This window comes from Streptomyces sp. NPDC002676 (genome assembly GCF_053592455.1).
Genome location: NZ_JBSFVT010000008.1, coordinates 339,260 through 352,548, shown reverse-complemented (window position 1 = coordinate 352,548; position 13,289 = coordinate 339,260). Strand labels below are relative to the sequence as shown.

Below are 13,289 nucleotides of genomic sequence, written 5' to 3'. Positions count from 1 at the left end.
CCGGTGCTGAAGGTCACGTACAAGGTCGAGGCCACGCGTGTCGAGCAGCGCACCGACTTCGACAAGCTGATCGTCGACGTCGAGACGAAGCAGGCCATGCGTCCGCGTGACGCCATGGCGTCGGCCGGCAAGACCCTGGTCGAGCTGTTCGGTCTCGCCCGCGAGCTGAACATCGACGCCGAGGGCATCGACATGGGCCCGTCCCCGACGGACGCCGCCCTGGCCGCCGACCTCGCGCTGCCGATCGAGGAGCTGGAGCTCACGGTCCGCTCCTACAACTGCCTCAAGCGTGAGGGCATCCACTCCGTGGGTGAGCTCGTCGCCCGCTCCGAGGCCGACCTCCTGGACATCCGCAACTTCGGTGCGAAGTCCATCGACGAGGTCAAGGCGAAGCTGGCCGGCATGGGCCTGGCCCTGAAGGACAGCCCGCCCGGATTCGACCCCACCGCCGCCGCGGACGCCTTTGGCGCCGACGACGACGCGGACGCCGGGTTCGTCGAGACCGAGCAGTACTGATCCGGTACTGAGCGTGTTCCACCTCCGGGGGTTTCACTGAAACCCCCGGATCTCCGACAGACAACCGTCTGCTCGGATACTGACCCCGGTACCTGACACGGCCAGGGCAGACACACAGGAGAAGAACAATGCCGAAGCCCACCAAGGGTGCCCGTCTGGGCGGCAGCGCCGCGCACGAGAAGCTGCTCCTCGCCAACCTGGCGAAGAGCCTCTTCGAGCACGGCCGCATCACCACCACCGAGGCGAAGGCCCGCCGCCTGCGCCCGTACGCCGAGCGTCTGGTCACCAAGGCGAAGAAGGGCGACCTTCACAACCGCCGTCAGGTGCTCCAGGTCATCACGGACAAGAGCGTCGTCCACACGCTCTTCACCGAGATCGGCCCGCGTTACGAGAACCGTCCGGGTGGTTACACCCGCATCACCAAGATCGGTAACCGCCGTGGCGACAACGCGCCCATGGCTGTCATCGAGCTGGTCGAGGCGCTGACGGTGCAGCAGAAGGCCGTGGGCGAGGCCGAGGCCGCCACCAAGCGTGCGGTCAAGGAGGCCGAGGAGGCCAAGGTCGAGGAGACCAAGGCTGACGAGGCTCCGGCCGCCGACGAGGCCACCGAGGCCTGAGGCTCTGCCTGACGCTGGAAGCGGGTTCGCCCTTCGGGGCGGGCCCGCTTTCGCGTTTCTTTGAATGGGCACTGCCTTGAGAGGATTTCCACGTGAGCGATGAAGTACAGCCCGGGTACGTCCGTGTCCGCCTCGACATCTCCTACGACGGCTCCGAGTTCCACGGCTGGGCCAAGCAGGCCGGCGGCAGGCGGACCGTGCAGGGCGAGATCGAGGACGCCCTGCGTACCGTGACGCGGTCGCGGGAGACGTACGAGCTGACCGTCGCCGGGCGGACCGATGCCGGGGTGCATGCGCGCGGACAGGTGGCGCATGTGGACCTGCCCGAGGGGGTCTGGCGGGAGCACAACCAGAAGCTGCTCAAGCGGCTCGCCGGGCGTCTGCCGAAGGACGTGCGGGTGTGGGCCCTCAGGCCGGCCCCGAGCGGCTTCAACGCCCGTTTCTCCGCCGTCTGGCGCCGGTACGCCTACCGGGTCACCGACAACCCCGGGGGAGTGGACCCGCTGCTGCGCAACCACGTCCTCTGGCACGACTGGCCGCTCGACGTGGACGCCATGAACGAGGCCGCCCGGGCGCTGCTCGGCGAGCACGACTTCGCCGCGTACTGCAAGAAGCGGGAGGGCGCCACGACGATCCGGACCCTCCAGGAGCTGAGTCTTGAGCGGGGTGCGGACGGGATCGTCACGGCGACCGTCCGCGCGGACGCGTTCTGCCACAACATGGTGCGCTCGCTGATCGGCGCGCTGCTGTTCGTCGGGGACGGGCACCGGGGCCCGGAGTGGCCCGGGAAGGTGCTGGCCGCGGGCGTGCGCGACTCGGCCGTGCATGTCGTACGGCCGCACGGGCTGACGCTGGAGGAGGTCGGCTACCCCGCCGACGAGCTGCTGGCCGCGCGCAGCAAGGAGGCGCGGAACAAGCGGTCGCTTCCGTCGGCGGGGTGCTGCTGAGCTACTGGTTCGCCGCCGCGGACGCCTGGGCCTGGCCGCGGCGGTAGATCTGGTCGAAGGCGAACTGCTGCAGGTCGTCGCCGGTGCGGAAGACCTTCGTGTCCTTGGTGGTCACGTTCTTGCCGTTGGTGAAGCCGCTGATCGTGAAGTAGGCGTAGCGGCCGACGGCGTTGCGGGTCGAGCGGCAGAACGCCCCGTCGCAGAAGGGCTTGACGCCCTTCCCGGACAGCGAGCGCACGATGCTCCTGTCGTCGGTCTTGGCCTTGGCCTGCGCGGCCTGGGCCTTGGTGTCGAAGACGGCGACGCCGACGGTGACCGCGATGCCGTCGTTGGTGTAGGTCGCGCGGATCAGGCGGGTGCAGCCGTTCGCGGTGAGGATCTTCGGCAGGGTGCCGCCGGCGCCCGTGGCGCAGCTGGTGGTGTCGGCCGTGGCGCCCTTCTTGTACACCGTGCCGCCCATGGTCAGCTGGGTGCCAGGGAACAGGGTGTTCGGGCCCAGCGGGGCGGTGTCCTTCTTGGCGCTGGATATGAAGTCCTTCGGGTCCAGCGGCGGCGGGGCGCTGGTGGGCGCGAAGGACGGCGTGGCCGAGCCGCTCGGCACGGAGCCGCTTGCGGGCAGGCTGGTCGGGGTGCCGTGGGCGTCGTCGCTGCCGTTCGCGGAGACGACGGCCATGGCGACCGCCGTGCCTATCGCGACGGTGGCGAGCGCGCCGCCGGCTATGAAGAGAAGCTTGCGGCGCTTGTTCCGGGTCTCCGAGGCCTCGGCGAGCGCGGCCCAGTCCGGGGTTCCGTCGTCACCGCCGCTGTTCCAGGACTGCTGGGACTGCTGGGAATGCGGTTTCCAGGGATCCCATTGAGACTGGGGTCCCCCCTGCCCGTAACTCATGTGGCGCATCTTAGACGGGGCTCCTGGGTGCCGGAGCGGGTGCGGCGGCATGCCGCGTTTGTCCTGGGGTCCGCGCCGTTTTGACCCGTCCGGGGGCGTCCAGGTAGTCTGCTTCTTCGTTGTGTATTGGCTTGCTCATTCTCACGGGACGGGCCCTTACACCGGTCCGCCGGGCCGATGACCAGCGACCAGCACGCGGTTTGCGTCACCGCTTGTGCGGTCAAGGCTGTCGTGATCGTTTCGGTGACCTGTTCAGGACCATTCACTCGAAGCGAAGGCTACGAACCGTGCGTACGTACAGCCCCAAGCCCGGCGATGTGACGCGCCAGTGGCACGTCATTGACGCTCAGGACGTCGTCCTGGGCCGTCTCGCCACCACTGCCGCCACCCTCCTCCGGGGCAAGCACAAGCCGATCTACGCGCCGCACGTCGACGCTGGTGACTTCGTCATCATCATCAACGCTGACAAGGTGCACCTGTCCGGCAACAAGCGGACCCAGAAGATGGCGTACCGCCACTCCGGCTACCCGGGTGGTCTGCGCTCCGTCCGCTACGACGAGCTGCTCGACAAGAACCCCGAGAAGGCCATCGAGAAGGCCGTCAAGGGCATGCTCCCCAAGAACACCCTGGGCCGTCAGATGCTCTCGAAGCTGAAGGTCTACCGCGGCGAGAACCACCCCCACGCTGCTCAGCAGCCGGTTCCGTTCGAGATCACCCAGGTCGCGCAGTAATTCCGGCCACCCCCTAAGACTGAAGAGAATCTGAGGAGCATCGTGGCCGAGACCACTGCCGAGCAGCCGATCGAAGAGATCGAAGACATCGAGAGCTACACCACCGAGTCCGAGGTTCCGGTGGAGGGTGAGTACACCTCCGAGTCCCTCGCGTCCCGCTTCGGTGAGCCCCAGCCGGCCGCCGGCCTGGGCCGTCGCAAGAACGCCATTGCCCGCGTCCGGATCGTTCCGGGCACCGGCAAGTGGAAGATCAACGGTCGCACCCTCGAGGACTACTTCCCGAACAAGGTGCACCAGCAGGAAGTCAACGAGCCCTTCAAGGTGCTCGAGCTCGACGGCCGTTACGACGTCATCGCCCGCATCGCGGGTGGCGGTGTCTCCGGTCAGGCCGGTGCGCTCCGTCTCGGTGTCGCCCGTGCGCTGAACGAGGCGGACGTCGACAACAACCGCGGCCCGCTGAAGAAGGCCGGCTTCCTCAAGCGCGACGACCGTGCGGTCGAGCGCAAGAAGGCCGGTCTCAAGAAGGCCCGCAAGGCCCCGCAGTACAGCAAGCGCTAAGCTTCGCTGCCTGCTCGTACGTCTACGGGTACTGCCCGCACGTACTCCGAACGCCCCGGCGGCACGCCACATGTGCCGTCGGGGCGTTCGTTTATTCCAGCCAAGGGCGTATAACGACACACAAGGCGCCCAGAGGCTTGTGATCGCATGTTTCCCCAGGAGGAGAAGTGGGACGACTCTTCGGCACGGACGGCGTTCGCGGCGTCGCCAACGCGGACCTGACGGCCGAGATGGCGCTCGGCCTCTCCGTCGCGGCGGCCCACGTGCTCGCCGAGGCGGGCACCTTCGAGGGCCACAGGCCGACGGCGGTGGTCGGACGGGATCCGCGCGCGTCCGGGGAGTTCCTGGAGGCGGCCGTGGTGGCCGGCCTGGCCAGCGCGGGTGTGGACGTCCAGCGGGTCGGCGTGCTGCCGACGCCGGCGGTGGCGCATCTGACCGGCGCCCTCGGCGCCGACCTGGGCGTGATGCTCTCCGCCAGCCACAACGCCATGCCGGACAACGGCATCAAGTTCTTCGCCCGTGGCGGCCACAAGCTCGCCGACGAGCTGGAGGACAAGATCGAGGCGGTGTACGAGTCGCACCGGCACGGTGAGCCCTGGGAGCGGCCGACGGGCGCCGGGGTCGGGCGCGTGCGCTCGTACGACGAGGGCTTCGAGCAGTACGTCACGCATCTCCTCTCGGTCCTGCCGAACCGGCTGGACGGACTGAAGATCGTCCTGGACGAAGCGCACGGCGCGGCCTCGGGGGTCTCGCCGGAGGCGTTCGTCCGGGCCGGCGCCGAGATCGTCACGATCGGTGCCGAGCCGGACGGCCTCAACATCAACGACGGCTGCGGCTCCACCCACCTGGGCCCGCTGAAGGCCGCCGTGCTCGAGCACGGCGCGGCCTTCGGTATCGCGCACGACGGTGACGCCGACCGCTGCCTGGCCGTGGACCACACCGGCGAGGAGGTCGACGGCGACCAGATTCTCTCCGTGCTCGCACTGGCGCTGCGGGAGCACTCGGCGCTGCGCTCCGACACGGTCGTCGCGACGGTGATGTCCAACCTGGGCTTCAAGCTGGCGATGGAGAAGGCCGGGATCCGGCTCGTCCAGACGGCCGTCGGCGACCGCTACGTCCTGGAGGAGATGAAGGAGCACGGCTACGCCCTCGGCGGCGAGCAGTCCGGCCATGTCATCATCCTGGACCACGCGACGACGGGCGACGGCACGCTGACCGGCCTGCTGCTGGCGGCGCGGGTCGCGGAGACCGGCCGTACGCTGCGGGACCTGGCCTCCGTCATGGAGCGGCTGCCGCAGGTGCTGATCAACGTCCCGGACGTCGACAAGTCGCGGGTGAAGACCTCCGCCGACCTCGCCGCCGCCGTCACCGAGGCGGAGCGCGAGCTGGGCGAGACGGGCCGGGTCCTGCTGCGGCCGTCGGGCACCGAGCCGCTGGTGCGGGTGATGGTCGAGGCCGCGGACATCGAGCAGGCGCGCTCTGTGGCCGGGCGGCTGGCCGACGCCGTCAAATCGGCGCTGGGCTGAGTCGGGCCGGCGCCGGGCCGGTCACGTCGAGGAGCAGCATGCTCCGCCGCGTGGCCGGACCGGCAGCGCCGGAGTCCGCTAGAGCTTGCGCAGGCGCAGTCGCTGGACCTTGTGGTCGGGGCCCTTGCGCAGGACGAGGGTGGCGCGGCCCCGGGTGGGGGCGATGTTCTCGACCAGGTTGGGCTTGTTGATCGTGCGCCACTGCGTGCGGGCGTAGTCGAGGGCCTCCTCCTCGGAGACCTGGGTGTACTTGCGGAAGTACGACGACGGGTTCTGGAAGGCGGTCTGGCGCAGTTTCCTGAAGCGGTTCAGGTACCAGTTCTCGATGTCCTCGGCGTTCGCGTCGACGTACACGCTGAAGTCGAAGTAGTCCGCCAGGCCGACCCGGGTGCGGCCGTCCTGGCCGGGCAGCGCGGGCTGGAGGACGTTCAGCCCTTCGACGATCAGGATGTCCGGGCGGCGCACGACGAGCTGCTCGTCGGGGACGATGTCGTAGATGAGGTGGGAGTAGACGGGGGCGGACACCTCGTCCTTGCCCGCCTTGATGTCGGCGACGAACCGGGTGAGGGCGCGCCGGTCGTAGGACTCGGGAAAACCTTTCCGCGACATCAGGCCGCGGGCCTGGAGCTCCTTGGTGGGCAGGAGGAACCCGTCGGTGGTGACCCGCTCCACGTGCGGGTGTTCGGGCCACCGGGAGAGCAGGGCCTGGAGCAGACGGGCGACGGTCGACTTGCCGCACGCGACCGAGCCGGCGACTCCTATGACGAACGGGGTGCCGGACTGGGAACCCCGCTCGCCGAGGAAGGTGTTGAGCGCGCCGCGCAGTCCGTCGGTGGCGCCGACGTAGAGATTGAGCAGCCGGGACAGCGGCAGATAGATGTCGCGCACTTCGTCGAGGTCGATGACGTCGCCGAGGCCACGCAGCTTCTCGACTTCCTCGGCGGTGAGGGGGAGCGGAGTCTTGTCGCGCAGCGCGCTCCACTCCGCGCGGGTGAGGTCGACGTAGGGAGTCGCCTCCGGCTTTCGCCGGTGGGCGCTCCGGGGCATCGAGGAGACCGGAGAGATCACAGTCCATTGTTAACGGAGTTTGAACGCGATGGCGGGGTGGGGTAGGTCACGCCCGGCGCAGCGGCTCGTACGAGGGCTCGTACGGCGGTGGTAATTTCCGAATCCGGGCACGCGCAAGCGGTTTCTGTGCGGCGAACGGCCTTAGGCTGCGGCGCATGTGCGGAATTGTGGGTTACGTGGGAACGCAGTCGGCGCTCGATGTCGTCATGGCCGGGCTGAAGCGGCTGGAGTACCGGGGATACGACTCGGCGGGCATCGCCATGCTGGCGGACGGCGGGCTGGCCACCGCGAAGAAGGCCGGGAAGCTGATCAACCTGGAGAAGGAGCTGGTCGACCGGCCGCTGCCGTCGGGTTCGACGGGCATCGGCCACACCCGCTGGGCCACGCACGGCGGCCCGACGGACGCGAACGCGCACCCGCACCTGGACAACGCGGGCCGGGTGGCGGTCGTGCACAACGGGATCATCGAGAACTTCGCGCTGCTGCGGGCCGAACTGGCCGAGCGCGGCCACGAGCTGACGTCCGAGACGGACACCGAGGTGGTCGCCCACCTGCTGGCCGAGGAGTTCTCGGCGACCGCCGACCTGGCGGAGGCCATGCGGCTGGTGTGCCGGCGCCTGGAGGGCGCGTTCACGCTGGTCGCGGTGCACGCGGACGAGCCGGACGTGGTCGTGGGCGCGCGCCGGAACTCCCCGCTGGTGGTGGGCGTGGGAGAGGGTGAGGCGTTCCTGGCCTCCGATGTCGCCGCGTTCATCGCCCACACGCGGTCGGCGATCGAGCTGGGCCAGGACCAGGTGGTGGAGCTGCGCCGCGACGGCGTGACGGTGACGGGTTTCGACGGACGGCCCGCCGAGGTCCGCTCGTTTCACATCGACTGGGACGCGTCGGCGGCGGAAAAGGGGGGTTATGACTACTTCATGCTCAAGGAGATCGCCGAGCAGCCGAAGGCGGTCGCCGACACGCTGCTGGGCCGCATCGACCCGTCGGGTTCGCTGACGCTGGACGAGGTCCGGATCTCCGCGTCCGAGCTGCGCGAGGTGGACAAGGTCGTCATCGTCGCGTGCGGTACGGCCTTCCACGCCGGACTGATCGCCAAGTACGCCATCGAGCACTGGACGCGCATCCCGTGCGAGGTGGAGTTGGCGAGCGAGTTCCGCTACCGGGACCCGATCCTGGACGGGCGGTCCCTCGTCATCGCCATCTCCCAGTCGGGCGAGACCATGGACACCCTGATGGCGCTCCGGCACGCGCGGGAACAGGGCTCGAAGGTCCTGGCCATCTGCAACACCAACGGCTCGACCATCCCGCGCGAGTCGGACGCGGTGCTGTACACGCACGCGGGTCCCGAGGTCGCCGTCGCCTCGACCAAGGCGTTCCTGACGCAGCTGGTGGCGTGCTACCTGGTGGCCCTGTACCTGGGCCAGGTGCGGGGCACCAAGTGGGGCGACGAGATCCGCGCCGTCATCCGCGACCTCTCCCAGATCTCGGGCGAGGTCGAGCAGGTCCTGGAGACCATGGAGCCGGTACGGGCGCTGGCCCGCACCCTGGCCTCGAAGAACACGGTGCTGTTCCTGGGCCGGCACGTGGGCTACCCGGTCGCCCTCGAAGGCGCGCTGAAGCTGAAGGAACTCGCCTACATGCACGCCGAGGGCTTCGCGGCGGGCGAGCTGAAGCACGGCCCGATCGCGCTGATCGAGGAGGACGTGCCGGTGGTGGTGGTCGTCCCCTCCCCGCGTGGCCGCTCGGTCCTGCACGACAAGATCGTCTCCAACATCCAGGAGATCCGGGCGAGGGGCGCCCGGACGATCGTGATCGCGGAGGAGGGGGACGAGGCGGTGGTCCCGTACGCGGACCACCTGATCCGCATCCCGGCCACCCCGACCCTGCTCCAGCCGCTGGTGGCGACGGTGCCGCTCCAGGTCTTCGCCTGCGAGCTGGCCACGGCCCGCGGCAACGAGGTGGACCAGCCGCGCAACCTGGCGAAGTCGGTGACGGTCGAATAGGCGGAAGGCGCCTGGCTACCGATGCCAGGCGCTCCCGCCGGTGTTGTGGATGATCCGCTGCAGCACCTTGAGGGTGGTGAGGTACTCCTCGTCGGAGATCCCCGCGTGCCGCTCCGCCCACAGCTCGTCCTGAAGGGCCGCGGCCTTCTCGAAGAAGGCCCGGCCCGCCTCGGTGATCCCCAGCCGTCCCTCGGCGTCCTCGGTGATCCAGCCGTTCGCGATGGTGCTGTCGATCTCCGCCTCCATCGTCTCGGCACCCGTGTCGAGGTAGCCCCGCAACACCTCGGTCACCTCGGCACGGGTCCTGACGTCCTCGGCCCGGGCGACCTGCGCGAGCACCCACCACTGCGGCTGCGTGGCACCCAGCCCGGCCAGGGCGCCCCGGGTACGGGTGACGACGGACTTGTAGGCCGCCCAACTCCAGTAACCGATCGGCTGCTTGATCAGCTCTGCGTCGCTGTGCGAGTACGAGAACTCCATGACTGACCCCTTCGACCTTGCGTGAGCCGCTTCGACAAGATCGACGGTAGGAACTCAACCGAGCTTGAGGTCAAGGCGTTCCGGTGCGGACGCGGATTCGTACCGGCCGAGATCACGTCATCGGCCCTGCCCTCCTCGTAGGGTTCTGTGCATGAGCATCATCGGGGTTGGGATCGATGTCGCCGAGGTCGATCGGTTCCGGGCGTCGCTGGAGCGGACGCCTGGGCTGGCCGATCGGCTGTTCGTCGAGAGCGAGTTGTGGCTGCCCAGTGGGGAGCGGCGGGGGATCGCCTCGCTGGCCGCGCGGTTCGCTGCCAAGGAGGCGCTCGCCAAGGCGCTCGGGGCGCCGCCGGGGCTGCACTGGACGGATGCCGAGGTGTACGTCGAGGACAGCGGGCAGCCGAGGCTGCGGGTGAAGGGGAGCGTGGCCGCGGCTGCGGCCGAACTCGGGGTGCAGTCGTGGCATCTGTCGCTCAGTCATGACGCGGGGGTCGCCTCGGCGGTGGTCGTCGCGGAGGGCTGAGCGAGCCGGGTGTGGCCGCCGGTGGTTCCGGGGCAGACTCGGTCCCATGCGTACTGCGTACAGCGTGGAGACGGTAAGGGCGGCCGAGCGGGCCTTGATGGCGCGGTTGCCGGAGGGTGCGCTGATGCAGCGGGCCGCCGCCGGCCTGGCCGCTGCCTGCGCCGAGTTGCTGGGACGGGTGTACGGCAGCCGGGTGGTGCTGCTGGTGGGCAGCGGCGACAACGGCGGGGACGCGTTGTACGCCGGTGCGCGGCTGGCCCGGCGCGGGGCGGGGGTCGCGGCCGTACTGCTCTCGCCCGAACGGGCCCATGCCGGGGGGCTCGCCGCGCTGCGGCGGGCGGGGGGTTCCGTCGTCGCGCCCGGGGCCGAAGAAGAGTGGATCACGCGAGCCGATCTCGTTGTGGACGGCATCGTCGGGATCGGCGGCAAGGGCGGGCTGCGGCCCGAGGCCGAGCGGCTGGCGGGGGTGGCCGAGCGGTCCCGGGCCGCCGTCGTGGCCGTCGATCTGCCCAGCGGGGTCGAGGCGGACAGCGGGGAGGTTCGGGGGGCCGCCGTCCGGGCCGATCTCACCGTCACCTTCGGGGCCTACAAGCCCGGGCTGCTGATCGATCCCGCGCGCGAGTACGCCGGGTCCTTGCGGCTGGTCGACATCGGGCTCGAACCGGGTGGTGAGCCCGAGCTGGAGGCCCTGCAGCACGCCGACGTGGCCCGGGTGCTTCCCGAGCCCGCCGCCGAGAGCGACAAGTACCGGCGCGGGGTCGTCGGGATCGCCGCCGGGTCCGCGCGGTATCCGGGGGCCGCCGTGCTGGCCGTGGCCGGGGCGTTGCGGGGCGGGGCGGGGGCCGTACGGTACGTCGGGCCGGCCGCGGATGCCGTCATCGCCCGGTTTCCCGAGACGCTCGTGTCCGATCGGGGGCCGGGAAAGGCCGGGCGGGTGCAGGCCTGGGTGGTCGGGCCGGGGGCCGGCGACGACGCGGCGACCGTGGCCGAGGTGCTGGGCATGGACGTGCCCGTGCTGCTGGATGCCGACGGGCTGCGGCTGGCCGAGCGGGACGCGGTGCGCGGGCGTACGGCGCCGACGCTGATGACGCCGCATGCGGGGGAGGCCGCCGCGCTGCTCGGGGTGCGGCGGGAGGAGGTCGAGGGGGCGCGGCTCGCGGCGGCGCGGGAGTTGGCGGCGGTGTATCGGGCGACCGTGCTGCTGAAGGGGTCGACGACCTTGGTGGCCGGGGCCGAGGGCGGTGCGGTGCGGGTGAACGCGACCGGGACGTCCTGGCTGGCTACGGCCGGGAGCGGGGACGTGTTGTCCGGGCTTGCGGGGTCGTTGCTGGCGGCGGGGCTTTCCGCTGTGGACGCGGGGAGCGTGGCCGCGTATCTGCATGGGCTGGCGGGGCGGTTCGCGGCGGAGGGGGCACCGGTGGGGGCGTATGACGTTGCGGCGCGGGTGCCGGAGGCGTGGCGGGACGTGCGGCGGGGGTGAGGGAGCTGCGCGGGTCACCCCTTCAAGTACGCCAGCACCGCCAGCACCCGCCTGTTCGCCTCCGGTGACTGTTCTATCTCCAGCTTGGCGAAGATCGACGCGATGTGTTTTGCCACCGCGCTCTCGCTGATGTGCAGGGTGTGGGCGATGGACGTGTTGGAGTGGCCCTCGGCCATGAGGCGCAGGACGTCGTGTTCGCGGGGGGTGAGGGAGTCGGTGCGGCCCCGTTTCCCGCTGCGGGTCAGGAGCTTGGCGATGACCTGGGGGTCCATCACCGTGCCGCCGGCGGCGACCGTGCGCAGGGCGTCGAGGAACTGGGCGGTGTGGGTGACGCGGTCCTTGAGGAGGTAGCCGACGGCGCCCTCTCCGGAGGCGAGGAGTTCGTGGGCGTAGAGCTGGTCGACGTACTGGGAGAGGATCAGGACCGGCAGCCCCGGGCGGGCCCGGCGGGCCTCCAGCGCTGCCTTGAGGCCCTCGTCCGTGTGGGTCGGCGGCAGGCGGATGTCGATCACCGCCACGTCGAGGGCGGTCTCGGCGAGGGCCCGTACCAGCGCGGGGCCGTTGTCGACCGACGCCACGACCTCGCAGCCGTGTTCGCGCAGGGTGCGGGTCAGTCCGTCGCGGAGGAGGAAGAGGTCTTCGGCGAGGAGGACGCGCACGGGATCTCCAGGGCAGCGGTGGTCGGGCCGCCCGGCGGGCTGTGCAGGGCGAGTGTGCCGTCGAACGTATCCAACCGGCGCCGCAGGCCCAGCAGTCCGGTCCCGCCCGAGGGGTCCGCGCCGCCCCGGCCGTCGTCCGTGACGGTGATGCGCAGACGGGTGCCGTCGTGCGCCAGGGTGATGTCCACCCTCGTCGCCTCCGCGTGCTTGGCCGCGTTGGTGAGGAGTTCGGACACCGCGAAGTAGGCCGCCGATTCGACGGGGGCAGGGAGGCGGGCCGGGGGGAGGTCCACGGTCACCTCCGTGTCCAGGTGGCTGTCCAGGGCCAGGGAGCGGACCGCGTCGGCCAGGCCCCGGTCCGCCAGGACCGGCGGGTGGATGCCGTGGACCAGGTCGCGCAGGTCCTGGAGGGCGTGTGCGGAGGCCGCGCGGACGTCGAGGAGCAGGCTGCGGGCCGTCCCCTGGTCACCGCTGTCCAGCAGCCGCGTCGCCTCGTCCAGCGTGAGGCCCAGGGCGACGAGACGCGCCTGGGCGCCGTCGTGCAGGTCCCGTTCGATGCGCGTCAGTTCCGCCGCGTGGACGTCCAGGGCGGCGGCCCGGGTGTCGGTCAGGCGGGCCACGCGCCGGGTCAGTTCGGTCTCCCGGCCGGCGGACAGCAGGCGCCGGGTGAGGCGGGCGTGCAGGGACAGTGCGGGGGCCGCCAGGCGCAGGCCCGCCGCGATGAAGCCCAGTCCCAGCAGCAGCGCGGCCAGCATCGTGGTCGTCGAGGTCACCGGTATGAACGCGTACCAGTTGCCGTCGTTCAACAGCCGCCAGAGGAACGGCTGGACGAGCGTGCCGAACGCGCCGTACTCCACCAGGGCCAGCGGAACGGCCGTCAGCGGCGCGCCCGTCCACGGCTCCAGCCAGGCCCAGCGCAGGTCGTACCAGAAGCCGCTGTCGCCGAGGAGCGCGAGGGTGGTGCGTGGCGCCGAGGTGCCGTGGGGGAGGGGAGCGGGCGGGCTGAGCGGGCGGCCGGTCCAGCGGGCCGTCCGTGTCCGGTACCGGTCACGGACGCGCCGTTGCAGTGCGGCGGCCGGAGGCAGCAGGACGAAGCCGAGTCCGGCCGGGAGCAGGAGCAGGGCGCCGGTCACGGCGAGCGCGGCGGCGGTCACCGCGAACGCGCCCAGCCCGACCAGCTGACACCGGCCGAGCGCGAGCCACTTGTCTCGCTGCAAGCGCCAGAAGCGATCGAACACCCTCACCCGCACGCCCCCGTCCCGCACGTCCCCACCCCGAACTCCAGGCCCTGAACT

General features: G+C 70.8%; 14 protein-coding genes. 9 read left to right on the top strand and 5 right to left on the bottom strand.

Annotation, left to right across the window (positions count from 1 at the left end; all coding sequences use genetic code 11):
• From ACWD3E_RS24430 to truA, 3 genes are all read left to right on the top strand, one after another.
• On the top strand, nucleotides 1-516 hold a 516-nt coding region (locus ACWD3E_RS24430; protein WP_365722694.1), incomplete at its 5' end, for a DNA-directed RNA polymerase subunit alpha C-terminal domain-containing protein.
• Between the two features lie 128 nt (nucleotides 517-644).
• On the top strand, nucleotides 645-1,133 hold the full coding sequence (gene rplQ / locus ACWD3E_RS24425) for a 50S ribosomal protein L17 (protein WP_451389673.1): 489 nt from the start codon (nucleotides 645-647) through the stop codon (nucleotides 1,131-1,133).
• Between the two features lie 92 nt (nucleotides 1,134-1,225).
• Nucleotides 1,226-2,080, top strand: a complete 855-nt coding sequence (gene truA / locus ACWD3E_RS24420) for a tRNA pseudouridine(38-40) synthase TruA (RefSeq protein ID WP_451389672.1) — start codon at nucleotides 1,226-1,228, stop codon at nucleotides 2,078-2,080.
• A 1-nt stretch (nucleotide 2,081) separates the two neighbouring features.
• Here truA and ACWD3E_RS24415 read toward each other — a convergent pair whose 3' ends face one another.
• Complete coding sequence (locus ACWD3E_RS24415; protein WP_451389671.1) at nucleotides 2,082-2,966, bottom strand: hypothetical protein; 885 nt, start codon at nucleotides 2,964-2,966, stop codon at nucleotides 2,082-2,084.
• A gap of 287 nt (nucleotides 2,967-3,253) precedes the next feature.
• Between ACWD3E_RS24415 and rplM the strand changes: the two genes are divergently transcribed.
• From rplM to glmM, 3 genes are all read left to right on the top strand, one after another.
• The gene (gene rplM / locus ACWD3E_RS24410) at nucleotides 3,254-3,697 is read left to right on the top strand and encodes a 50S ribosomal protein L13 (RefSeq protein WP_076087999.1); all 444 of its coding nucleotides are present in this window, start codon (nucleotides 3,254-3,256) and stop codon (nucleotides 3,695-3,697) included.
• 42 nt (nucleotides 3,698-3,739) lie between these two features.
• Nucleotides 3,740-4,255 (top strand): 30S ribosomal protein S9, encoded by a 516-nt coding sequence (rpsI, locus tag ACWD3E_RS24405; RefSeq protein ID WP_451355669.1) that lies wholly within the window; start codon nucleotides 3,740-3,742, stop codon nucleotides 4,253-4,255.
• Nucleotides 4,256-4,422: 167 nt separating this feature from the next.
• Nucleotides 4,423-5,781 (top strand): phosphoglucosamine mutase, encoded by a 1,359-nt coding sequence (gene glmM, locus ACWD3E_RS24400; protein ID WP_451389670.1) that lies wholly within the window; start codon nucleotides 4,423-4,425, stop codon nucleotides 5,779-5,781.
• Between the two features lie 78 nt (nucleotides 5,782-5,859).
• Here the strand turns inward: glmM and coaA are convergent, their stop codons facing one another.
• Nucleotides 5,860-6,828 carry a type I pantothenate kinase gene (gene coaA / locus ACWD3E_RS24395; protein ID WP_451389687.1) on the bottom strand — a complete coding sequence of 323 codons (969 nt, stop codon included), beginning with the start codon at nucleotides 6,826-6,828 and terminating at the stop codon, nucleotides 5,860-5,862.
• Between the two features lie 176 nt (nucleotides 6,829-7,004).
• On the opposite strand from coaA, the gene glmS reads away from it, so the two are divergent.
• Entirely contained in the window at nucleotides 7,005-8,852 is a 1,848-nt protein-coding gene (gene glmS, locus ACWD3E_RS24390) for a glutamine--fructose-6-phosphate transaminase (isomerizing) (RefSeq protein WP_451389669.1), read from the top strand.
• 15 nt (nucleotides 8,853-8,867) lie between these two features.
• Here glmS and ACWD3E_RS24385 read toward each other — a convergent pair whose 3' ends face one another.
• On the bottom strand, nucleotides 8,868-9,332 hold the full coding sequence (locus ACWD3E_RS24385; RefSeq protein WP_451389668.1) for a MarR family winged helix-turn-helix transcriptional regulator: 465 nt from the start codon (nucleotides 9,330-9,332) through the stop codon (nucleotides 8,868-8,870).
• Between the two features lie 151 nt (nucleotides 9,333-9,483).
• Here ACWD3E_RS24385 and ACWD3E_RS24380 point away from each other — a divergent pair, with 151 nt between their 5' ends.
• Together ACWD3E_RS24380 and ACWD3E_RS24375 are read left to right on the top strand one after the other, a co-directional pair.
• Entirely contained in the window at nucleotides 9,484-9,855 is a 372-nt protein-coding gene (locus ACWD3E_RS24380; RefSeq protein ID WP_451389667.1) for a holo-ACP synthase, read from the top strand.
• Nucleotides 9,856-9,901: 46 nt separating this feature from the next.
• A complete protein-coding gene (locus tag ACWD3E_RS24375) occupies nucleotides 9,902-11,335 on the top strand; it encodes an NAD(P)H-hydrate dehydratase (RefSeq protein WP_451389666.1) in 1,434 nt (477 codons plus the stop codon).
• 14 nt (nucleotides 11,336-11,349) lie between these two features.
• Here ACWD3E_RS24375 and ACWD3E_RS24370 read toward each other — a convergent pair whose 3' ends face one another.
• Complete coding sequence (locus tag ACWD3E_RS24370; RefSeq protein WP_451389665.1) at nucleotides 11,350-11,994, bottom strand: LuxR C-terminal-related transcriptional regulator; 645 nt, start codon at nucleotides 11,992-11,994, stop codon at nucleotides 11,350-11,352.
• Nucleotides 11,946-13,211: a sensor histidine kinase gene (locus ACWD3E_RS24365; protein ID WP_451389664.1), complete on the bottom strand. Its 1,266-nt coding sequence runs from the start codon at nucleotides 13,209-13,211 to the stop codon at nucleotides 11,946-11,948. Before ACWD3E_RS24365 ends, ACWD3E_RS24370 begins: the two co-directional genes overlap by 49 nt.
• Nucleotides 13,212-13,289 lie beyond the last annotated feature (78 nt).

Excerpts from the sequence above, each read along its gene's own strand:
- rplQ (WP_451389673.1), top strand. The coding sequence starts at position 645 with ATGCCGAAGCCCACCAAGGGTGCCCGTCTGGGCGGCAGCGCCGCGCAC.
- ACWD3E_RS24415 (WP_451389671.1), bottom strand. The coding sequence starts at position 2,966 with ATGAGTTACGGGCAGGGGGGACCCCAGTCTCAATGGGATCCCTGGAAA.
- coaA (WP_451389687.1), bottom strand. The coding sequence starts at position 6,828 with ATGCCCCGGAGCGCCCACCGGCGAAAGCCGGAGGCGACTCCCTACGTC.
- glmS (WP_451389669.1), top strand. The coding sequence starts at position 7,005 with ATGTGCGGAATTGTGGGTTACGTGGGAACGCAGTCGGCGCTCGATGTC.
- ACWD3E_RS24385 (WP_451389668.1), bottom strand. The coding sequence starts at position 9,332 with ATGGAGTTCTCGTACTCGCACAGCGACGCAGAGCTGATCAAGCAGCCG.
- ACWD3E_RS24380 (WP_451389667.1), top strand. The coding sequence starts at position 9,484 with ATGAGCATCATCGGGGTTGGGATCGATGTCGCCGAGGTCGATCGGTTC.
- ACWD3E_RS24375 (WP_451389666.1), top strand. The coding sequence starts at position 9,902 with ATGCGTACTGCGTACAGCGTGGAGACGGTAAGGGCGGCCGAGCGGGCC.